Annotated in this window: 19 protein-coding genes and 1 tRNA gene; 12 read left to right on the top strand and 8 right to left on the bottom strand. The window is 44.1% G+C overall.

Annotated elements, in window-relative coordinates:
- The first annotated feature begins 138 nt into the window (after positions 1-138).
- The 9 genes from A2621_03180 to A2621_03140 all read left to right on the top strand — a co-directional run bounded on the left by A2621_03180 (position 139) and on the right by A2621_03140 (position 9,397).
- Positions 139-2,280, top strand: coding sequence for a hypothetical protein (locus A2621_03180; protein OFW89869.1), 2,142 nt, complete (start codon positions 139-141; stop codon positions 2,278-2,280).
- 68 nt (positions 2,281-2,348) lie between these two features.
- Entirely contained in the window at positions 2,349-3,620 is a 1,272-nt protein-coding gene (locus A2621_03175; GenBank protein OFW89868.1) for a serine--tRNA ligase, read from the top strand.
- Positions 3,617-4,402, top strand: a complete 786-nt coding sequence (locus A2621_03170; protein OFW89867.1) for a 5'/3'-nucleotidase SurE — start codon at positions 3,617-3,619, stop codon at positions 4,400-4,402. Before A2621_03175 ends, A2621_03170 begins: the two co-directional genes overlap by 4 nt.
- On the top strand, positions 4,395-5,405 hold the full coding sequence (locus A2621_03165) for a hypothetical protein (GenBank protein ID OFW89866.1): 1,011 nt from the start codon (positions 4,395-4,397) through the stop codon (positions 5,403-5,405). Before A2621_03170 ends, A2621_03165 begins: the two co-directional genes overlap by 8 nt.
- A gap of 91 nt (positions 5,406-5,496) precedes the next feature.
- Complete coding sequence (locus A2621_03160; GenBank protein ID OFW89865.1) at positions 5,497-5,892, top strand: hypothetical protein; 396 nt, start codon at positions 5,497-5,499, stop codon at positions 5,890-5,892.
- Positions 5,893-6,019: 127 nt separating this feature from the next.
- Complete coding sequence (locus A2621_03155) at positions 6,020-6,469, top strand: acetyl-CoA carboxylase, biotin carboxyl carrier protein (GenBank protein ID OFW90129.1); 450 nt, start codon at positions 6,020-6,022, stop codon at positions 6,467-6,469.
- A 17-nt stretch (positions 6,470-6,486) separates the two neighbouring features.
- Positions 6,487-7,860, top strand: coding sequence for an acetyl-CoA carboxylase biotin carboxylase subunit (locus A2621_03150; GenBank protein OFW89864.1), 1,374 nt, complete (start codon positions 6,487-6,489; stop codon positions 7,858-7,860).
- On the top strand, positions 7,857-9,059 hold the full coding sequence (locus tag A2621_03145) for a hypothetical protein (GenBank protein ID OFW89863.1): 1,203 nt from the start codon (positions 7,857-7,859) through the stop codon (positions 9,057-9,059). Before A2621_03150 ends, A2621_03145 begins: the two co-directional genes overlap by 4 nt.
- A 128-nt stretch (positions 9,060-9,187) precedes the next feature.
- Positions 9,188-9,397 carry a hypothetical protein gene (locus tag A2621_03140; GenBank protein OFW89862.1) on the top strand — a complete coding sequence of 70 codons (210 nt, stop codon included), beginning with the start codon at positions 9,188-9,190 and terminating at the stop codon, positions 9,395-9,397.
- A gap of 133 nt (positions 9,398-9,530) precedes the next feature.
- Here A2621_03140 and A2621_03135 read toward each other — a convergent pair whose 3' ends face one another.
- Together A2621_03135 and A2621_03130 are read right to left on the bottom strand one after the other, a co-directional pair.
- Positions 9,531-9,845, bottom strand: a complete 315-nt coding sequence (locus A2621_03135; protein OFW89861.1) for a hypothetical protein — start codon at positions 9,843-9,845, stop codon at positions 9,531-9,533.
- 351 nt (positions 9,846-10,196) lie between these two features.
- Positions 10,197-10,287, bottom strand: a tRNA-Ser gene (locus A2621_03130).
- A 106-nt stretch (positions 10,288-10,393) separates the two neighbouring features.
- Between A2621_03130 and A2621_03125 the strand changes: the two genes are divergently transcribed.
- Complete coding sequence (locus A2621_03125; protein OFW89860.1) at positions 10,394-11,428, top strand: A/G-specific adenine glycosylase; 1,035 nt, start codon at positions 10,394-10,396, stop codon at positions 11,426-11,428.
- Here A2621_03125 and A2621_03120 read toward each other — a convergent pair.
- The 4 genes from A2621_03120 to A2621_03105 all read right to left on the bottom strand — a co-directional run bounded on the left by A2621_03120 (position 11,397) and on the right by A2621_03105 (position 15,091).
- The gene (locus tag A2621_03120) at positions 11,397-12,029 is read right to left on the bottom strand and encodes a ribonuclease HII (protein ID OFW89859.1); all 633 of its coding nucleotides are present in this window, start codon (positions 12,027-12,029) and stop codon (positions 11,397-11,399) included. The two genes, A2621_03125 and A2621_03120, sit on opposite strands and share 32 nt — an antisense overlap.
- Entirely contained in the window at positions 12,020-13,249 is a 1,230-nt protein-coding gene (locus A2621_03115) for a hypothetical protein (GenBank protein ID OFW89858.1), read from the bottom strand. Before A2621_03115 ends, A2621_03120 begins: the two co-directional genes overlap by 10 nt.
- A gap of 125 nt (positions 13,250-13,374) precedes the next feature.
- Complete coding sequence (locus tag A2621_03110; GenBank protein OFW89857.1) at positions 13,375-13,860, bottom strand: outer membrane lipid asymmetry maintenance protein MlaD; 486 nt, start codon at positions 13,858-13,860, stop codon at positions 13,375-13,377.
- Positions 13,861-13,930: 70 nt separating this feature from the next.
- Positions 13,931-15,091 (bottom strand): hypothetical protein, encoded by a 1,161-nt coding sequence (locus A2621_03105; GenBank protein ID OFW89856.1) that lies wholly within the window; start codon positions 15,089-15,091, stop codon positions 13,931-13,933.
- A 282-nt stretch (positions 15,092-15,373) separates the two neighbouring features.
- Between A2621_03105 and A2621_03100 the strand changes: the two genes are divergently transcribed.
- Together A2621_03100 and A2621_03095 are read left to right on the top strand one after the other, a co-directional pair.
- Entirely contained in the window at positions 15,374-19,024 is a 3,651-nt protein-coding gene (locus tag A2621_03100; GenBank protein ID OFW89855.1) for a ribonucleoside-diphosphate reductase, adenosylcobalamin-dependent, read from the top strand.
- A 250-nt stretch (positions 19,025-19,274) separates the two neighbouring features.
- Positions 19,275-19,688, top strand: a complete 414-nt coding sequence (locus tag A2621_03095; protein ID OFW89854.1) for a hypothetical protein — start codon at positions 19,275-19,277, stop codon at positions 19,686-19,688.
- 95 nt (positions 19,689-19,783) lie between these two features.
- On the opposite strand, the gene A2621_03090 is transcribed toward A2621_03095, so the two are convergent.
- Together A2621_03090 and A2621_03085 are read right to left on the bottom strand one after the other, a co-directional pair.
- Positions 19,784-20,659 (bottom strand): hypothetical protein, encoded by an 876-nt coding sequence (locus A2621_03090; GenBank protein ID OFW89853.1) that lies wholly within the window; start codon positions 20,657-20,659, stop codon positions 19,784-19,786.
- Between the two features lie 38 nt (positions 20,660-20,697).
- Complete coding sequence (locus tag A2621_03085; GenBank protein ID OFW89852.1) at positions 20,698-21,453, bottom strand: hypothetical protein; 756 nt, start codon at positions 21,451-21,453, stop codon at positions 20,698-20,700.
- Positions 21,454-21,488 lie beyond the last annotated feature (35 nt).

The raw sequence follows: 21,488 nt of genomic DNA, 5'->3' as shown, positions 1-21,488 counted from the left end.
TTATAATGAGTCACGAAGCTATTTTCCTATTTCTAAGGATAGACTCTTGATGTATACCTTATTCGTATAGGTTCAATCAAGCATTGTTCATGTATAAAATTTAAAAGAACCTCGTTTTACGAACAAACCGATCAAGAGATGACAGAGACATTTAACCATCTGGCGGCTTTAAATGCCGAGCAATTAAAGGCTGTTGAAAATACAGAAGGTCCCCTTCTGGTGTTGGCTGGTGCCGGTACCGGAAAAACACGTGTGCTGATTGCTCGACTCGTCAATATTCTCGTGCAAAATAAAGCGTATCCCTCCCAAATTTTAGCGGTAACGTTTACCAACAAAGCGGCCTTGGAAATGAAAGAGCGCACAGCCGTTTTATTGGGACGAAGTTTAGACGGACTATGGCTCGGGACTTTTCATTCCATTGGGGCTCGAATCCTGAGGCGACATGCAGAGGTTTTGGGGTTTACCCCTAATTTTACCATCCTGGATTCAGACGATCAGGAACGGGTGATCAAGCAATTGCTTCAGCTAGAAGGAATTGATGATAAAAAACAAACGGCGAAGGTTTTTGCCAACATCATTGGCGGATGGAAAGATCGAGGTTTGATCCCCGAAAAGGTGACGGGGGACTATTTAACCTGGGATAAATCTCACCAAGCTTTACACCTCTACAAGCTTTATCAAGAGAGGTTGCAGCTGATCAATGCCATGGACTTTGGTGATTTGCTGCTGCATTGTTTGACCCTGTTTACCAAGTACCCCGATATCCTGCAAAGTTATACCGAGCGATTTAAATATATTTTGGTGGATGAGTACCAAGATACAAATGTGGCGCAGTACTTATGGTTGCGCCTTTTGGCCCAAAGCTCGCAGAATATTTGCTGTGTGGGGGATGATGATCAATCTATCTACGGATGGCGCGGCGCGGAAGTGGGTAATATTCTGCGGTTTGAAAAGGATTTTCCAGGCGCAAAAATTGTGCGTTTGGAACAGAATTATCGCTCGACACCGGCTATTTTAGCAGCAGCCTCAGAGCTTATTTCCCATAATAAATCGCGTTTAGGGAAAACATTGTGGACAGAGCGGGATAGAGGTGATCCTGTCTTTATAAAAAGTGTATGGGATAGTTTGGAAGAAGCTCGTTGGACAGGTGGGGAAATAGAAAATTTCCAACGCAAGGGAACTGTCCTTTCCGAAATGGCTATTTTGGTGCGAGCGGGATTCCAAACGCGTGAGTTTGAAGAAACGTTCATGTCCATGGCCATTCCCTATCGCATCGTAGGGGGCTTGCGGTTTTACGAGCGTCAAGAAATAAGAGATGCACTGGCGTACCTGCGATTGGCTGCACAACCCAAGGATGATCTGGCTTTCGAGCGCGTGATTAATATGCCCCGCCGAGGGATTGGCAAAGCAACGGTACAGAAAATGCATCTTGTGGCGCGCTCAAGTCGTCAATCTTTGTTTGAGGTTACGAAAAGTCTGGTGGAAACGGATGAAGTGCGGGACAAAACCCGGACAGCTCTCCGAAAATTTATTCAGGACATTGAGCGTTGGCATCAATTGGTTTTCACAACTCCCCAAGAAGAGTTGACCAAAATCATTTTGGATGAATCGGGTTATACGTGGATGTGGAAGCAAGAAAAGTCTGCTGACGCTGAGGGTCGCTTAGAAAACTTGAAAGAGTTGGTGACCGCCATTGCGGAATTTCCCAGTCTCGCAGAGTTTCTAGAGCATGTGAGTTTGGTGATGGAAAATACGTCCAATGCGTCGGAAAATTCTGTGACACTCATGACCATGCATGCCGCCAAGGGGCTGGAGTTCTCTGTTGTTTTCCTCACGGGGTGGGAAGAAGGCATCTTTCCGTCGCAACGAACGTTGCTCGAAGGCTCCGACAAAGAAATCGAGGAAGAGCGTCGCCTCGCCTATGTGGCACTGACCCGAGCCAAAAAAAATGTGTATGTAACCTTTGCGTCCAATCGTCGGGTGCATGGTCAATGGCAGCATAATCTTCCCTCTCGATTTATCAAAGAGCTGCCCCCTGAGCATATTTGTTTCCTGGATACATCTGTTATCAGCCATAAAATCAGGCCCATACAGGCACCCATTAGAACAACGGACGCCATTCCTTTTGCTCCGAAAGGCAAATACAAACAGGGTGACCGCGTGTTTCATCTGAAGTTTGGGTATGGCACCATCCAGCAAGTGGATCATGATCGGCTGGTGATTGACTTTGACCATGCGGGGGTGAAGAAAGTATTGGAGAGCTTTATTCAGCTTCGGTAACCCTTAAAAACTCTTTCAAAAAAACGGAATGCTCATTATAGTAGAATGATTTTAAAGAATAGATAATCATGCACGATATAAAACAAATTAGAGAAAATCCAGAGACCTTTGATCGTGGTCTCCAAGCTCGAGGACTGGCACCTCTCTCTGCGGAGATTTTAGAGCTTGATGAACGGCATCGCCACATTATTCATCGGTTGCAAACGCTGCAAGAGCAGAAAAATGCGGTGGCTGAGCAGATGGGGCACGTGAAACGCTCCGGCGGGGATGTGACCGAGCTTGTGGCAGAAGGCACCCGCATCAAAGAGATGTTACCCCAGGTAGAGGAAGAAGAGCGTCTTGTCAAAGAACAGCTCCATACCTTGATGGCGGTGGTTCCAAATACCATCGGGATAGATACGCCGCTCGGAACATCAGAGGAGGACAATGAACTGGTTCGAACCGTGGGAAAGATTCCCCAACTTTCCTTTACACCCAAAGAGCATTTCGAGCTGGGTGAAGCACTAGGGATGATGGACTTTAATCAGGCTGCTCAGATCGCAGGAAGCCGTTATGTGATTTTGAAAAAAGAACTGGCCTTGCTTGAACGAGCACTCGCCACGTTTATGATCGATGTGCATACGCAAGAATTTGGGTATGAGTTGGTGTCCCCTCCCTTGCTGGTGAAAAGTGAGTCCATGTATGGAACGGGGCAACTGCCCAAACTTGCAGAAGATGCGTTCCAAACCACCAATGGTCATTGGCTTATTCCCACCTCTGAGGTATCCCTCACCTGTTTGGCGGCCAACCAAATTCTAGAAGAAAAAACGCTCCCTCTCAGATACACAGCGCACACTCCTTGTTTCCGATCAGAGGCTGGCTCCGCCGGGCGAGATACACGGGGCATGTTGCGCCAGCATCAATTCTATAAAGTGGAATTGGTGAGTCTCACAAGTCCTGAACAATCCGCCGATGAATTTTATCGCATGGTTGGGGCGGCAGAGGAAATTTTAAAACGACTTAAACTCCCCTATCGCGTGATGAATCTTTGTTCGGCCGACATTGGGTTTAGTTCTAAAAAAACATACGACCTTGAAGTGTGGTTGCCGGGGCAAAATTGCTATCGCGAAATTTCAAGTTGTTCTCTTTGTGGTGATTTTCAAGCCCGACGCATGAAAGCCCGGTACAGAAAAGCGGAGACTAAAAAAGTAGATTTTATCCATACGCTTAACGGGTCTGGAATTGCTGTAGGGCGCGCCCTCATTGCCGTTCTAGAAAACTATCAAACAGAAACAGGAAGTATCAAGATTCCTAAAGTCCTAATACCTTACATGAATGGAAAGACGGAGGTTGGCTTATGAAAGACAAACTGAAAAAAAAGAATTTAAGAATTTTAATTTCCAATGATGACAGCGTCTACGCACCCGGTATTAAAATTTTAGAAAAACTGGCGCGCGAGATTAGTGATGACGTTTGGATCATTGCACCCGCTGTAGAGCAGAGTGCCTCTGCCCATTCCTTAACCATTAGCCGCCCTTTACGTCCCAAACAAATTGGGGAAAAGAAATATGCGGTGGATGGGACCCCTACAGACTGTGTATTGATGGCCATTAAAGAAATTATGAAGGGCAAGGAGCCGGACCTTTTGTTATCAGGTATTAACGCGGGGGCCAACTTGGCAGATGATGTAACGTATTCTGGAACGGTGGCGGCTGCCATGGAAGCGACTCTTTTAGGAGTGCCAGCCATCGCCCTTAGTCAGGCAGGGTCTCTGGGGAGTCCCATTAAGTGGGAGACCTGTGAAGACCATGGATTGAAAGTTATTCAGCTTTTGTTAGAAGAAGGATGGCCTGAAGGTGTTTTGATCAACGTGAATTTTCCAGATGTGCCTCCCGAGAGCATTCGGGGTATTGAAGTAGCCCGGCAAGGGGCTCGCCCTGATTATAAAACCCTTTTGAAAGTCAAAGATCCGCGCGGCCTCCCTCCCTATTACTGGGTTGGGCCTGTGCCTGAGGTGATAGATATTGATGATGATAGCGATCTTTCCACCATTAATAAAAAGAAGATTTCCATCACTCCACTTCATCTCGATTTAACCCATGATGCGACGTATGCGCGGCTTGTTAAAAAGTTTAATGGTTAAGCCTCTGAGGGCGAGTTTACTTTTTGGTCTCTTTCTTTTAGCTGGCTGTCTCACAAAAGAGCGGTCTAAGCCAACCATGGCACCTTATGTGATTAAAAAGGTAACGTCGGCGCCCATTGAACTGCCTGTGATGATTGTCTATAGTACCCATGGAACAAAGACGGTTCATCCCTCCGTCTGGAATGCCAAAACCTTAAAATTTAGTGGGGGCATGCCGCAGGAGGTGGTGGTTCAAAAAGGAGACTCTCTTTTTACTATTTCCCAAAAGTATGCTGTTCCTTTACCGCTGATCATTGAGAAGAACAAAATAAAACCTCCCTTTGCCATTCGCCCAGGACAGACCCTTATTTTGGTGGGGCCTCAGGTGCATATTGCCCAAAAAGGGGAAGATCTCCACAAAATTGCCCAGTTGCATCAGGTGAGCCTCAGCACATTAGGGCGTCAAAATAAATTGCTGGGCGATCAGCCGCTACAACCCGGCCAACCGCTGATTCTGCCAGCCTCCCAAAATTTGACGCCCCCCTCCTCTCTTTCATCTCCAAAGGAAGAGGGTTTTTTGCCCCCACTTCGTCGGAAGTTATCGTCCGAAAAACATCCTCTTCTTCTAAGCCAAACGCCGCGTCGATCGGGATCTAAATTTGAGTGGCCGGTGAAGGGGCAGTTGATTTCAAAGTTCGGGTCCAAAGGACAGGGCCTTTACAATGATGGCATTAACATCGCCACGACAGAGGGCACAAAGGTGCGGGCAGCCGAAAATGGAATGGTGGTTTATTCTGGGAATGATATCAAAAGCTATGGCAATTTGATTCTGGTAAAACACGGCGGCGGATGGATGTCGGCGTACGCCCATTTGGACAAAGCCGTGATTCAAAAAGGACAAGTGGTGAAAAGACACGAGGTGATCGGACACGTGGGTATGTCGGGGTTGGTCACACATCCCCAATTGCACTTTGAGCTGAGGAAAAAAGGTAAACCGGTGGATCCTTTGTCTCAGTTAGTGTGATTAGGGTAGAAAACTGTATTAACATAACGGACTCGAAAAGATAGAAAGAAACACTGTAGCATGTTTATGAAAAATAAAAGGGAGAGGCCAAATGGAAGCAACAATCATTTCTTTGAAACCACTGTCTGGGAATTTCCCAAAAATAAGTCGCCCTGGTTTGAGTATTTATGAAGTTGTCCCGGTGAGTGCTGGGCAGCCTTTCAAATTAGAGATTTTTGATTTGTCTGGGCCTATGACTCCTCACTATCATAAGATTCAAAGTCATTTAATTACTGTTTTAGAAGGGTATCTTGAAGTTCTGACCACTGAAAAAGAGCCTCTTCTGTTGGGCCCTCTTGAGAGTATCACCATCGTGCCGGGTGTGATCCATAATATAAAGTCTGTTGGAAATGTGGTGCGTTTTTCTAGTTTAGCGTCTCCTGCCTTTGACTATCCCGAAGATGTTTATTCGCCAGAAACTCCATCTTCTGGTTCAGAGTTGGTTTAGTTCATGTGTAGAAATTCATTGCTTTTTTTCATTCTATTCGCTATAAAATGAGTGGTGTTGGTATAAAGAAAGTGATGAATATATGGCGTCGAAAAAGACTCAAAAACCAAAACAAAACTCTCCTAAAATGAAGATAGACTCTGCGGCTGTGCGCCAGCTGTCTGACTTACTTAAAGACACAGATCTTTCCGAAATTGAATATGAATCTGAAGGCTGTCGTATTCGGGTGGCACGCCATCAAGGCCCGGTTGGATACCATCATCCCCTATCTCATATGGTTGGGAGCGCTTCACAAGCCTCTGCTGAGCCAGCGGCGGTTGCTTCGGCGAATCTTGATGCTCACCCTGGCACGATGAAATCTCCCATGGTGGGAACAGTTTACTTATCCCCCAAGCCCGGAGATCCTCCCTTTGTTACGGTGGGTGCCACAGTTACAGCGGGTCAGACCATTATGATTATTGAGGCCATGAAGGTGATGAATCCCTTAAAGGCTCCCAAATCTGGCAAAATAACCCATATTTTGGTGGAAGACACTCACCCCGTCGAGTTCGATGAACCCTTGCTGATCATTGAATAACAAACAAGAGTTTGGCCATGTTTAAAAAAGTTTTGATTGCTAATCGGGGAGAAATCGCCTTGCGCATTTTGCGTGCCTGTCGCGAAATGGGTATTAAAACGGTGGTGGTCCATTCCAAAGCAGATACGGAGGCCAAATATGTGCGGTTGGCGGACGAGAGGGTATGTATTGGATCTGCTCCCAGCAAGGATAGCTACCTGAACATGTCTCGCCTTTTGGCGGCAGCAGAAATAACAGGGGCAGACGCCATTCATCCAGGCTACGGATTCTTTTCTGAAAATGCCGTCTTTGCCCGTATGGTGCGTGAACATGGGATGACATTCATTGGTCCCTCTCCCGAACACATTATGCTCATGGGCGACAAAATCATGGGTAAACGCACGGTGCAAGAGCTGGGGATTCCCGTTGTGCCAGGATCTGATGGGGCGGTGGATACGGAAGAACAAGCTTTAGAAATCGCACACAGTATGGGGTACCCTGTTTTAATTAAAGCAACCTCCGGTGGTGGCGGGAAGGGCATGCAGATTGCCTATGATGATATCCAATTGGTGGAAGGCCATCGGCTCGCGCGCCTTGAGGCCAAAGCAAATTTTGGGGACGATCAGGTTTTCATTGAAAAATATTTGGAAAAACCCCGTCACATTGAAATTCAGATTCTAGCGGATCATTACGGCAACGTGGTGCATCTGGGCGAACGGGATTGTTCCATCCAACGCCGACACCAGAAATTATGGGAAGAAGCCCCCTCTCCTGCTATCACCCCTGCTGAGCGAGCAGCTATTGGAGAAACTGTCGTAGCCGCCATGAAAAAACTGGGGTACCAAGGGTTAGGCACCGTAGAATTCCTGTATGAGAATAGCCAATTTTATTTCATTGAGATGAACACGCGGGTTCAAGTGGAGCATCCCGTCACAGAAATGATTACGGGGCTCGATTTGGTACAAAACCAAATTCGAGTTGCCGCGGGCGAACCCTTAGGATTTACCCAAGAAGATGTGAAACTGAGGGGACACGCCATTGAATGCCGTGTGAACGCAGAAAATCCAGAAACATTTATGCCTTCTCCTGGAACCGTCACCCATTACCATGTGCCCGGAGGCTTTGGGGTGCGGGTGGATAGTGCTTTGTATGGGGGGTATAAAATCCCGCCTTACTATGACAGTTTAGCGGCTAAACTCATCGTTCATGGCAAAGATCGGGAAGATTGCCTCAGCCGTTTGAAGGGCGCTTTGTCAGAATTCGTGATTGGGGGGATTGAGACTACCTTGCCTCTTCATCGTAAGCTAGTGGTAAACAAAGACATGAAAAAAGGGGATTATACCATCCACTGGTTAGAAAAAGTCTTCTTTGGCAAGAAAAAGGATGAAAAAACAGATGAAGTAGATAAATGAAAGTGAGTCAACCCCTCCAACCTGCGGTTTGGCTTTTGGTTTTTATTGCTATTCTTCCCCAATTCTCTGAAACCGTTTATGCTCCCGCTCTTCCTGACATTGCCCGTTATTTAAATGTTAAAGAATCAGTGGTTGAATACACGTTATCCATCTACCTTTTTGGTATTGCTGTGGGGACACTTCTTTGGGGAAGGCTATCGGATTTCGTTGGGCGACGACCTTGCCTCCTCTACGGAGTTTTTATCTTTATTGTGGGGTGTATTGGATGTTTTCATTCCACTACAATTGAAATCTTAATGGTTTCTCGATTTATTCAAGCGGTGGGAGGCAGCACTGGGAGTGTCTTAGGACAAGCCATTGCTCGAGATGCTTTTAAAGGTAAGGAAAGAGGAAAAGTATTTTCTCTGGTGGGGAGTGCACTTTCTTTTGCACCCGCCATTGGTCCCGTCTTAGGAGGTGTTATCGATGAAACTTTCGGATGGGCTTTCATTTTTCTTTTGTTGGCTTTATTTGGTGCTTTGGTTTTTTTTCTTTCTTATAAAAATTTGCCAGAGACAAGAGTTTCTTCACCTCAGTTAAAATCAGTCTCCATGGTGGGAACTTTTTTCGCTCTGCTAAAGGATAAAAAAGTAGTGGCGTGTGCTTTATTTGTGGGAGGGATCATTGGAATTATGTTCTCTTACTATTCAGAAGGCTCTTTTTACCTCATCGATATTTTGGGCCTTTCTCCAAAGATATACGGAACGACCTTTATTTTCTTAGCTTTGTCAGGAAGTCTCGGGGCTTTATGGGCCAGGAGGTTACATAATTCATTGAGTACTTTTCGTATTATGGAACGTGGATTGACAATATTTATGATGGGCACGTCTTTGTTGTTGGGGGGAATCTTGCTGTTCACCTTGTTATGTGCCCCTAACCGTTGGTTTGTAGTATTAACGGTGGGAAGTATGATGATTCTAACGTTTAGTGCCTCCGTCGTCGTGCCGAGCACTTTGTCCATTGCTCTAGAGAAATATGAACATGCCACGGGAACAGCATCTTCTTTCTTTGGATTTTTTTACTATAGCATTGTATCTCTCGTCACTTTTGCTATGGGGGCTCTTCATAATGGTACTCCCTTCCCCATGCCCATTTATTTCTTTCTTCTATCTGTTGTGGTCTATGGTATCTTTGGATGCATCTTAAGAGAAAAAAGATAAATTTTTTGATATTTTTTGGCTAAGAGTCAAGGCCGCGTGAGATATTTCTTCCCCTATTTTTTCTACTTGCCTTGGGAGAATAAATCCCCTTACAATGGAAGCCAAGTTTAACAAATAGGAGAAAAAATATGATGCATTCATGCTTACTTAAGAAAATTGCGACCCTTATAACCGTTGTTGGAGGAATCAACTGGGGCCTTGTGGGTCTTTTCAATTACAACGTGGTGGCCATGCTTTTGGGCGATATGTCCACACCGGCCCGCGCTGTTTATGGCTTGGTGGGATTAAGTGCTCTTTATGTTGGGTTTGTCTGCTTAACGTGCAGTAAAAAAGAGTAGAACTTTACCTTTATAATTACAAAAAAACCCAGTATAAAGACTGGGTTTTTTATATCTAGTTGGTCACGTTCCTATACGAACACTGTACTTTCCTTCGTGCCCCTTCACATAAGGCAGGGGAAGCAGGAATCAGCTATACTGTCTCAAAATCAACCACTAAGCTGGACTCGAGGCCATTTTCCAAAGCAGGCCTCACAATTTTTTCTGATATTTCTTCGTTGAGAGGATGAGCTCCATACTGTTTCCGGGTTTCTTCCGAATCAAATTGTAAAAAGAGCGCATATTCAAACCCACGGTTTAATCCGTAAGAGCTATTATTGGGTCCCCAAGAAAAGTTCTGAATACCGGGAAAGAATTCGCTCAGTTTCCGGATTTGTGTAAATAAATGGTCAATATCCTGAAGGGATAAAGATTCTTTAAATTTAAATAAAACTATGTGATTAATCATTGTATGTCACCTTCCTATACTTAAACTTCATAATCGAACGAAAGAGCCCCCTTCTCGCCTCCCTCTAGGGCCGGTGCAAAATTCTTGGATATCTCGGCGCTTAAAGGGTGGACAAAATACTGTTTGCGTGTTTCTTCAGAATCAAACTGAAGCAGTAATCCATATTCAAATCCATGTGCATCCTTTTCCGAACTATTACGGGGCCCCCAAGAAAAATTCTGGATTCCTGGAAAATATTCACTCAAGGTGCGGATTTGATTTAACAACTCAGCAATTTCTTGTTTTGTTAAAGATCTCTTGAACTTAAATAATATAATATGGTTAATCATGGTATCTCCTTGATTGAGAATGTGGCGGAGAAGGTGGGATTCGAACCCACGGTACGCAAAACACGTACAACGGTTTTCGAGACCGCCCCGTTCAACCACTCTGGCACCTCTCCAACATGGTGAACCTACTGTATCGACTCAAAAATAACAACCATTCTCTATTAGAATTTTTAAAAAAATTCTTTCGCCATCGACGATATTTCCTTATAGAGTAGAAAAATGATTTCTATTCCTCACTATCATCGCTCTTTATTAAGATGGTATGACGTTTACCGGCGCCAGCTTCCTTGGCGTTCTCTTGCCGGACAGCGGCCTGATCCTTATGCCGTATGGATCAGTGAAATTATGTTGCAGCAAACCACTGTTCCTACCGTCAAAGAGTATTATGTGCAGTTTTTAGAGAAATGGCCGAGAGTAAAAGATTTGGCCGAGGCCTCCTTGGACGATGTCTTACATGTGTGGCAAGGATTGGGATACTACAGCCGAGCCAGAAATTTGCATAGATGTGCCCAGGTGGTACAACAGCAGCATGGAGGAAAGTTTCCATCTGATGAAAAAATACTTTTGACATTGCCTGGTATAGGGCCCTATACCGCGGCGGCTCTTTTATCCATTGCCTTTGATAAACCGTCCACCGTGGTAGATGGGAACATAGAGCGCATTATAACCCGTCTTTTTCGCCTGGAAACCCCTCTTCCTGCTGTCAAAAAAGAAATCCACGGAAAAGCGCGCCCGTTAATCTCTAAAGAACGACCAGGAGACTATGCTCAAGCCTTGATGGACTTAGGGTCCTCTCTCTGTACCCCAAAAAATCCTAAGTGCAGCCTTTGCCCGCTCGCTTCTTTTTGCCAATCCTTTGGACAAAATCCGGAAGACTTTCCCAAACGTCTTCCTAAAACAGAAAAACCCACCCGATATGGAACATTTTTCTGGGTCGAAAATAACAAAGGGGAAGTCTTATTAGAAAAACGCCCTGACAAAGGATTACTAGCAAGTTTAATGGGGTTTCCCACATCAGAATGGAAAGTCGAGAAAGATCAGCCCCTTCCTCCCTCCTTTCTCTCCCTTCTTCCGCTCAGGAAGAAGGTGAAGCATACCTTTACACATTTCCATCTGATTGGCACGATTGTGAAAGCAAAGGCAGAGACTTCGGAGAGGCCAGGTATTTGGGTGCAGCCCTCAGATCTCGGGCTATATGCTCTGCCAACGTTGATGAAAAAAGTTAAACAGTTGGTTCTAGAAGAGCCGCAATAGGCCGATAGCTCTTGCGGTGCCAAAGAGTGGGGCCATGTTTTAGAAGGACCTCAGAATGAGTTTTTGTGCCATATCCCACATTCTTTTCCCATCCAAAATGAGGATAGTCAAGGGAGAGTTGCTGCATCAGACGGTCCCGGGTGACTTTTGCGATAATGGAAGCTGCCGCAATGGAATAGCTTCTTTGATCTCCCTTCACATAAGCATAACAAGGATAAAGGCACTGAGGTCGAGCTGTTCCATCAATAATCACAGCATTTAAAGGAAGATGAAGAGTTTCAAGAGCCCGGGTCATGGCCAATAAAGTGGCTTGGCGAATATTCATTTGATCTATTTCCTCAACAGACGACTCTCCAATCCCAACACAAACCTCTGGGGTATCTAATAAAAGAGTATAAATTTTTTCTCTTTGTAGAAGAGATAATTTTTTTGAATCGTCCAGTAAGTCTAAAAGAGAAAGGGGGCAATCTCTCGGTAACACCACAGCAGCAGCCATAACGGGCCCAGCCCAAGAGCCATATCCTACCTCATCTACCCCAGCCACAATCCCCTCAAACAAATTTTCAATTTCGAAACTTGGGTGAAGAAGATTTATTTCCATGGGCGTTGATACTTGATCTTAGACCAAAAGGAGTTTGACTTTAAATGTTCTAAGGAAAAAGATCCATCTTCTGTTTGAAATTTTTTGGCCAATGTTAACCAAAGAGGGCTGACGGCAAGCGACATGATGGTCAAAGAGATAACCAATTTTTGTTCATCTGGCTTTAGTAATCCCTTGCTAGCGGCCATATCGGACAAAACAAACGCAAATTCTCCCAGTTGGGCCAATACAAGACTACTCACAAAGGAGATGCGCCAGGGTTGCTTAAACATGTGGAGGATGGTGGTATTGAGAATGGTTTTTCCAAAGAGAACCACAAACAGCAGAATGGAAATCTTCACAATATGTTCTACAAGGAAATCTATATCCACGAGAAGTCCAACAGATAAAAAGAAAACCATAAGCAGTAAGCTTTGGAGAGGATGGGTTACCTCCAAAACCTGGTGGCGTTCAGCTGTGTTCCCCAGAATAAGCCCTGCCAAGAAGGCTCCATAAGCCGCGGACAAACCCATGGTGCCTGTTAAAGACGCGAGACCAAAACAAAAAGTAAGGGCAAGGAGGGGAAGTAGTTCTCCATCCCTCGAAATATCTTCCAAGTACGGAATATGAAGACGCTCAGCTCTACTGAGTGTCCAGACTAGGAGGGCAAGCAATCCCATAGATCCCAACACTTTGGCGGCAATAATGCCTATCTCAAAAGCCTCTCCACCAAACCCTTGGACAGCTAAAATCATGGGAACGAAGGCAAGGTCTTGCGCAATCAGAATACCGATGGTGAGATGCCCTGTGTCTGTCTTCAATTTCCCCATGCTATCCAGCATTTTGATAGCAACAGCCGTGCTACTGAGGGTAATAATACATCCTAAAACGAAGGTTAGGCCAAAAGACCAATTAAAGAATAAAGAGATGACATACGCTGCCCCTAAGCTAATGATGAATTGGGCAAGGACGCACCCCAAGGTTGTGAGCCAGTTTTCTCGAAAAAACCGCAGATTCATTTCCATTCCTAGAATGAACAACAGCATAAAAACACCAAGTTCTGATAACGATTTGATGATGTGTTCCATATCAGAATCAATCACCATATAGGGTGCAATGACAAGGCCGGCAAACATATATCCCAAGATGGCAGGCTGTTTTAATCGCATAAAGATAAGTCCACACACCAAAGCGCTTACGATAACAAGAGCGATTTCAGTTAAGGGGACGGTGATATGCATTGACTCTATTATTCTCCAAAAGTAGTCCGACTATAAAAAAAACTTTCTTAATATTCAAGGGCGTAGAAAAAAAATAAAAATACTCAGGACCGATAAATGACCAGGAGCCAAACGTAAAAGAGATTTTATTTCTGAGAGCTAGATTTCTCGTCGTCTTTGTTTTTATCTTTATCTTTGTTACCAAAAATGAACTGACCGATGAGAGATTCAAGGATCACAGAAGATTGAGTTTGCTGAATTTCATCGCCCTCTTTCATCATCGTTTCATCCCCACCTGGTTGAAGGTCAAGATATTTTCCACCAAGGAGGTTCTCACTAATAACAGAAGCAGAGGTGTCTGTTGGAAGTTTAATTTTTGGGTTAATCGCAAGCTCAATAATAGCCGCATAAGTCAGGGGGTCTAGGGTCATTTTAGAAACAGTGCCCACACGGATACCGCCAATTTTAACGTCGCTGCCATCCACTAGACCATCGGCCTTGTTAAAGCGGGCTGTTATTTTATAACCTTCCTGGCCCTTGTATTGGGTTGAGACATAAGCATAAAGCAAAAGAATTGCAGATAGAACAACAACAATGCCGCCAGTGATTGTCTCTACAATATTAATTCTCATTTATACCCTTTCGAATACCCTATATTCTACACACAATTAAGGGAAGCTCCAAGAGGGGATCTCAGTTTTTCTATGGTTTAATAAAAACCAAAGTATCTTTCTGGCTTTTCTGTGAATCAAATCTAAAACCAACGTCTCTTATACACTTGACGAGATCTCGTATTTCATCATCTCTCTTGAGATTTCCTGTTGGTTCGCCTTCTGGGGTGAGCATTTCAAAGGATGTATTCCAAATAGAAAATTCTCCTTTCGGCTTCAGTGCTCTAAAGATATAACGCAAAGTTGCCATAGCTTGTTGCCCTTCTTTACTTTCTTTCTGATGGGGAAGAGCCTGAAATATATACCAACTTAAATCTCGAATGCTCTCGAAAAAACCTTCTCCTTTTATTTCAAGAAGATCTTTCCAAAATTGGGGATCATGCGCATCAGCCACAATATCGTTATTCTCACCCAAAAGATTTGAAATATACATACTAAAAGGATTCAGATCATCTTTAGTAAAAGGGCGATAGCCGTACATTCCATCAGGGGTTACACCTAAAAGTTCGTAAACCCTATGGTTTAGCATTTTTTCATCTCCCAATCGTAATGTGTTAATTTCAGGATGGTCTGCTAAAAACACCTCAAGGAGGGGTTTAAAATCACGTAAATTTATTCCTCGGTCTAGATCTACTTGAGAATTTACAATAAATCCTGCCTTAATAAGGTGAGTAAAAAGGGTTTTTTTGTCTGCTAAATTTTTCGGAGTATCATCAGAAAGGGGGATAAAATCTCTGAATAAATACTCTCTCCATGGCCCATAAAAATCTCTATAGGCTCCGTAAAGAGGGAGTAGTTTTTTGGCCCGCTCTATATCTGTGTCTGCTTCTTTCCTAAAACTCTCTCTATTATCAGGAGGAACTTGGTCTATAATAGCTTCAACTGAGGAAAAGTTCGGACTCTTCTCCCAAGCGCGCACATATCGCTTTTGATATTGTTTCTTGTAGATGGAAAGTGGTAAATTTTCACTAACCGCTTTTACAGTAGGTCGTTTGGCAGAATCATAATGACGCAAGAAGTGATCACATAAGTCACGAAGCTGCCGGTTACTGTGTTGTTGAGCTGTTTCTCTAAGTTGGGAAACTCTTTCTTTTGCCTGATCAAGATGGTTAAAATCGTACTGAAAGTAAGGCCCATAGCTATGGGATATTTCAAAGAACCCTAACAGGATAAAGAAAATAAATTTTGACATACTTAACCCCATATTTTTACCATATTATTTTATACAGTAGGATTATAGGATTTATGACTCCTAAATTCAATATTATTAATTCCTTCTGATAAATTTAGAGAGGCATTTATCAAAGAAATGCACCATTCCTATAGCTTTGAAAAAATCAACAAAAAAAACTATAAATTTTAAAGAATTACTCCTTGATAGAGAAAAATGAAATCGGTATGCTGATACAAGATGTAGATAAAAAATAAGAACATAAAGACAACATATAGTAGGTTAGTAGGTCGGAGATCATCGATGAAAATACAGCGTAGGTTTACAAGTCAAGGAAAATCCCCTTATGAAAATATTACCTTTAAAAAAACCTCGTGTGAGATCCGCAACCCGGATGGAACGGTGGTTTTTAAGCTCGCAGACATAACTGTTCCAGAGTCTTGGTCTCAAGTGGCCGCAGATGTCTTGGCCCAAAAGTATTTTAGAAAAGCAGGCGTTCCCGCCCATTTAATAAAAGTAAAAGAAAAAGGTGTCCCTTCTTGGTTGTTGCGCTCTGAGGCGGATGAAGAATCTCTGGCAAAATTGCCAAAAGAGAAGCGATATGGCCCTGAAAGCTCAGCGATCCAAGTTTTTGAGAGGCTTGCTGGAACCTGGACTTACTGGGGATGGAAAAGCAACTATTTCTCAAGCGAAGAAGACGCTCGCACTTACTATGATGAAATGTGTTATATGTTGTGCCAACAATTTGCCGCGCCTAACTCTCCTCAATGGTTTAATACGGGTTTACATTGGGCATATGGCATTAATGGACCGGCCCAAGGCCATTCTTTCGTAGATCCTCTCACAGGGGAGGTCAAGCTTTCAACCAGCGCTTATGAGCGCCCTCAACCGCATGCTTGCTTTATTCAAAGTGTTTCTGATGACTTGGTAAACGAAGGCGGCATTATGGATTTATGGGTTCGGGAAGCCCGCCTTTTTAAGTATGGATCCGGAACAGGTTCGAATTTTTCCTCTCTGCGTGGTAATGGAGAGCCATTGTCAGGCGGCGGCAAGTCTTCTGGCATGATGAGCTTTTTGCGTATCGGAGACAGAGCAGCTGGCGCTATCAAGTCAGGAGGCACCACCCGTCGGGCGGCAAAAATGGTGACAGTCAATGTGGATCACCCCGATATTGAAGCTTACATCAACTGGAAAGTAGTGGAAGAGCAGAAAGTCGTGGCACTCGTTGCCGGGTCAAAACTGGGGAAAAAACATCTGAATGCTATTCTCAACGCTTGTTACATTCTTGATGAAGATCAAGCCGAAACAGATCCTCATAAAAATCCAGACTTAAAGAAGGCCATTAAAGAAGCGCGAAAATCTGCAGTACCGGATAGTTATATCCAGCGCATTTTACAATTGGCAGACCAGGGGGAGAAAACCATTGCTTTCCCCGAGTATGATACAGATTGGGATTCGGAAGCTTATTCCACAGTGTCGGGACAAAATTCCAATAATTCGGTGCGTGTGACCAATGCGTTCATCCATAAGGCTTTAAAAAATCAAGAGTGGGACCTTATTCGTCGGACAGATGGTTCTGTTCATAAAACCATTAATGCGGGAGCCCTCTGGGAGAAGATTTCTTATGCCGCGTGGGCGTCGGCAGACCCAGGACTTCAGTATGATACCACCATTAATGATTGGCATACCTGCCCGAATCACGGCCGCATCCATGCGTCGAATCCCTGCTCGGAATATATGTTCTTGGATGACACAGCCTGTAACCTAGCTTCCTTAAATCTGATGAAGTTTTACAAGTCCACAGAGGGTAAGTCTGATTTTGACTTTGATGGGTATATCCATGCTCTTCGTCTTTGGACCATTGCTTTGGATCTGGCCGTGGAAATGTCTCAGCTGCCCTCTAAAGAAATTGCGCTTGGTACCTATAAATATCGGACTCTTGGATTGGGATACTCAAACATCGGCGGCCTTTTGATGGCCTATGGCATTCCCTACGACAGTGATAAAGCACGTGCTTTAACGGGCGCTTTGTCGGCCATTATGGCCGGCATAGCGTATGCGACTTCTGCAGAAATGGCGAAAGAACATGGCTCCTTCCCCGGATATGAAGATAATAAAGACCCCATGCTAAAAGTGATGCGCAACCATCGTCGGGCGGCCTATGGAGAGAAAAAAGGATACGAAGGGTTGGAAATTTTGCCCGTACCTCTTGATCAAAAGAATTGCCCTTTTCCCGAGCTGACAGAACAGGCTAAGGGCGTGTGGGATGCAGCCCTAAAGCTGGGAGAAAAATATGGGTATCGGAATGCCCAGACCACGGCTATTGCCCCCACGGGTACCATCGCCTTGGTGATGGATTGTGATACAACGGGGATAGAACCAGACTTTGCCTTGGTAAAATTTAAAAAACTAGCCGGAGGGGGATATTTTAGAATCATCAATCAGATGGTGCCCAAAGCGCTCGCGACCCTCGGGTATTCTAAAGATGAAATCTCAGAAATGATCAACTATGCCACGGGGTATGGCACATTGCCAAAAGAAGAGGGCATAACCTTTGAAGCGCTCAGAAAAAAGGGATTTAGGGAGCCTCAGCTCAAAGCTTTGGAGGGCGCGCTTAAAAGTTCTTTTGATGTTAAATTTGCCTTCAATAAATGGACGTTTGGTGAGGAGTTCTGCGTTAAGACTCTTAACTTTAGTGTGGATCAGTTGAATGATCCTACCTTTAACATGCTACTCGCTTTAGGATTTAGTGCGAGCCATATTGATCAGGCAAACACTTATTGTTGCGGCACCATGACACTCGAAGGGGCTCCCGGACTTAAAGACGAGCATTTGTCTGTGTTTGATTGCGCTAATCCATGTGGGCGTACTGGAAAACGTTTTCTCTCTGCCGAAAGCCACATTCGGATGATGGCGGCAGCTCAGCCCTTTATTTCAGGGGCGATTTCAAAAACCATCAATATGCCCAACAATGCCACCATAGAAGATTGTAAAAAGGCGTACTTATTGTCTTGGGAATTGGGGCTCAAAGCGAACGCTCTTTACCGAGACGGCTCCAAACTATCCCAACCCCTGAATTCAACTAGCTTTGTGGCTGATGATGAGGATGTGGAAGAAGTGGTGGAGGAAATTGTGTCTCTCCCCAAAGCTCTTCAAACCACGAAGATTGTTGAGCGGCTTGTGGAAAAAATCGTTCAAAGAGCCGAAAGACGGCGCCTTCCTGGTCGCCGTAAGGGATACACTCAAAAAGCGGCTGTGGGGGGACACAAAGTGTTTTTGCGTACCGGCGAGTTTGAGGATGGCAAGCTGGGGGAGATTTTCATCGATATGCATAAAGAGGGCGCAGGATTCCGCAGCCTCATGAACAACTTTGCCATTGCCATCTCGCTCGGTCTGCAATATGGCGTGCCCCTTGAAGAATTTGTGGAGGCCTACACCTTCACCCGCTTTGAGCCCGCTGGAACCGTCATTGGAAATGAGGCCATCAAAATGGCTACATCCATTACGGACTATATCTTCCGCGAGCTGGCCATCTCTTATCTGGGCCGTACCGATCTGGCCCATGTGGACATCAACGACTTTATGCCCAGCAGCCTTGGCATCACAGGATCTGTGTTAGGCGATAAAAAGGCCACCAAAGACCACTTGCAACGCAGTGCCAGTAACGGATATATCCGCAAGAATATTTATGTGTTGAACGGCCAATCTCTGGAAGAAAATCTGGAAGATGAATCCATTTTGGAGACCGTCTCCATGGCTATTGGAGTGGATGGTTCTTCTTCAGGTCTGGCGACGAATTCTTCGGTTGGATCGCTGCGCTTAGAAAAAGCACGGGAAGCCAAAATGAAGGGCTTTGAAGGAGATCCCTGCAAAGAGTGTGGTAACTTTACCCTCGTGCGAAACGGGACATGCATGAAATGCAACACCTGTGGCAGCACCAGCGGGTGTTCCTAACTTTAAATAAGAACCAAAAATTTTTTGTTTCTGGTTAAGGTTGTGCATCTCCTTCTAGGAAGCAAGACTTATCCAATATAACCAATGAAAGTCTGAATAAGAAAATAAGATAAAGAGAAATTTTTTTATCTTTCACCTGTATTTAAGAAGCTAGAAACTTTACGTTCTCCCTAAATAAAGGGGATTGTCATGAGTTTTTATTTTATCTTTTTCGTCTTTTCTGCGCTGCTCTCACACTCTAGCTTCAATGATGGAAGATACAGGGGAGAGAGAAAATAAAGAAAATAGGGCAGATACTTCCCTCCTCCTAAAAACACAGAACCTTGAGTTGAAAGAACACCTAAACTTTATTTTAGAAAAACAAACGACTTTTATGATGATTTCTAACCCATCAGAGAAACTTTCCCTTCCTCCTACTCCTCTTCCTACCCCTGTTCTTATCCAAAATAGCCAGGCTGTCTCGTGGGATGACAAAAAAATGACTCCCGAGGAACAGAAAAGATGGTACGCGGATCAAATGGCCTTTCAACAAACCTGGTGGAAAAATCCTGGGACTTTTGATAATCTTGGGGTTCACGGGCACATGATGTTCGCTTCTGGCCCTCTTTTTTCTGCCTCTAGTCAGGCAAGAGAAGAAAAACATTATTGGGAAGATTTTGTCTAAAAAGTATTCTTTCCTTAAGTTAGGAGAGAAATGATAGCTTCATCATGACTTCTTCTTGCATAGAAAATTTACACAACGCTCCTCTTGCTTTGTCTTTAAGACAAAGGCATTGTTTGTAAATTTTTCAAATGAAAAGTAAAGAGCATTTGTCGAATAAAGGAAACAACATTTTTTCCCATAGCACTAATACCTTCATGACAATAGGTACTTTCAGATTGACGATGAAACCCTACGAGCAAAGGAGCAGAACTCTCATCAATCTGCCCCCAAAGAGGGGCCCCTGTGCTGATCCACGTACTGTTGATTCCACGATTCGTTTGATACCAAATAGATGGCCCTTTGGCTCTTATTAATTCTGCTGAAAGATCAACCAAGATGTCACCATCATGGATGGTTAACCAAAGCTTGTTCAAAAAAAGAAGTTCGCTTGGATCAAGAATAGGGATAAAGTAAGGTCGTTTAATACTTCCATATGAGTTTTCTAAAATCATACCCCCAAAATCAGAGGCATTCGGGCGTTGATTCTGACTCGAAATTCTGCTCAAATCAGTATTTCTCTTTTCTGGATGATCACATACAAATCGTGTCCCTTCTACTCCATTTATAGGATGAGACCCAGGGAAAAATAGTGTTCTCGCAGGTATCTGCCCCCCTGCTGTACACCCAACAATAGCTCCACTTGCTGTTAAAACAGTCGTGGAATTGATAAGAACTCCTATTCCAGTAGTTCTTTGTTTTTCCTTATTTTCTACTGTTTTAAGTAACCCAGAGAAAGGAGTTTGTGTTTCTCTCCAAACAGGAGAAGGGATAGCCTTTTTCGAGGATGAAGCATGTCTCCCTGGAAAAAATCGTTTAGAAAGAAGACCAGCCTCTTCACTAAAAGAAGGAAATAAACACGCGGCGCGGCCGGCTGCCTGACCCCAAAATACAATGGATAGCCCTAAAATAAGATAAAGAAAAAAACGCATCATAACCTCCCGTGTTAAAAATTTGTTGTGAACTAATTTTTTTATGAAAAAATCTTGGAGTGATCAACTTTTCCCTGCCAAAATGTTTTAAACTCTGTTTCTGTGCAGGAGGACGAGACCTCAATGGCTCCTGTAAAGAGAATGCCCACAAATGTAAGGGTGGAATCATGCTTTTTAAGTTCTTCTTGAATGGATAAAAGGTTTTTTTCCGTGTCGTCCACCATCACCAAAACCTTTGGCTTGAAAGGAGATTCTTTTAGGGCCAAAACAATGGTTTCTCCCTTCGTCAGTCCATGCTCGCCATTAGTAAAGAGAATGCCTCTATCATAAAAGACGGGGTCTTTGGAGTCTAAGACAAGTTTTTTCTGATCTTCAGCAAAGGGGGGCCTCTTATTGAAGTCCATTTTTAAGGTGTTTTTGAAATAGGTGTACGTCCATTGGTTAGGGTTCTGAATCTTGCTTATAGAACGGGCGAAGGCCGTGGTGAGACAGAAAGTCACAATCTTTTTTTCTTGAAGGACATGGATCAACTTAGGAAACGCGGGGTTGATGAGGATCAGCCCTTTTTCGTGTTCTAAGGCCATATTCAGGGCTACTTCTGATTGACGAAGCGTCAGCGGCTTAAAAATTGATTTAAAAATATCTTTATATTTTTCTCTCATATTGTGGAAATGAGTCGCTGGGTGCCGAGGATGCACAAGGGTGTGATAAATATCAAAAACAACCCACATCTCTGATGCTGGATGAGAGACTAAAAGAGATTCGATCTGGTTTTGTATTTCCTGCGGGCTGTTCATTCTGATGATCTCACTGTGGGTAGAGGTTAAGGCAC

Source organism: Alphaproteobacteria bacterium RIFCSPHIGHO2_01_FULL_41_14, assembly GCA_001767855.1.
In the GTDB taxonomy this organism is placed as follows: Bacteria; Pseudomonadota; Alphaproteobacteria; order UBA7879; family UBA5542; genus 2-01-FULL-41-14.
This window is presented reverse-complemented; position numbering and strand designations above follow the sequence as displayed.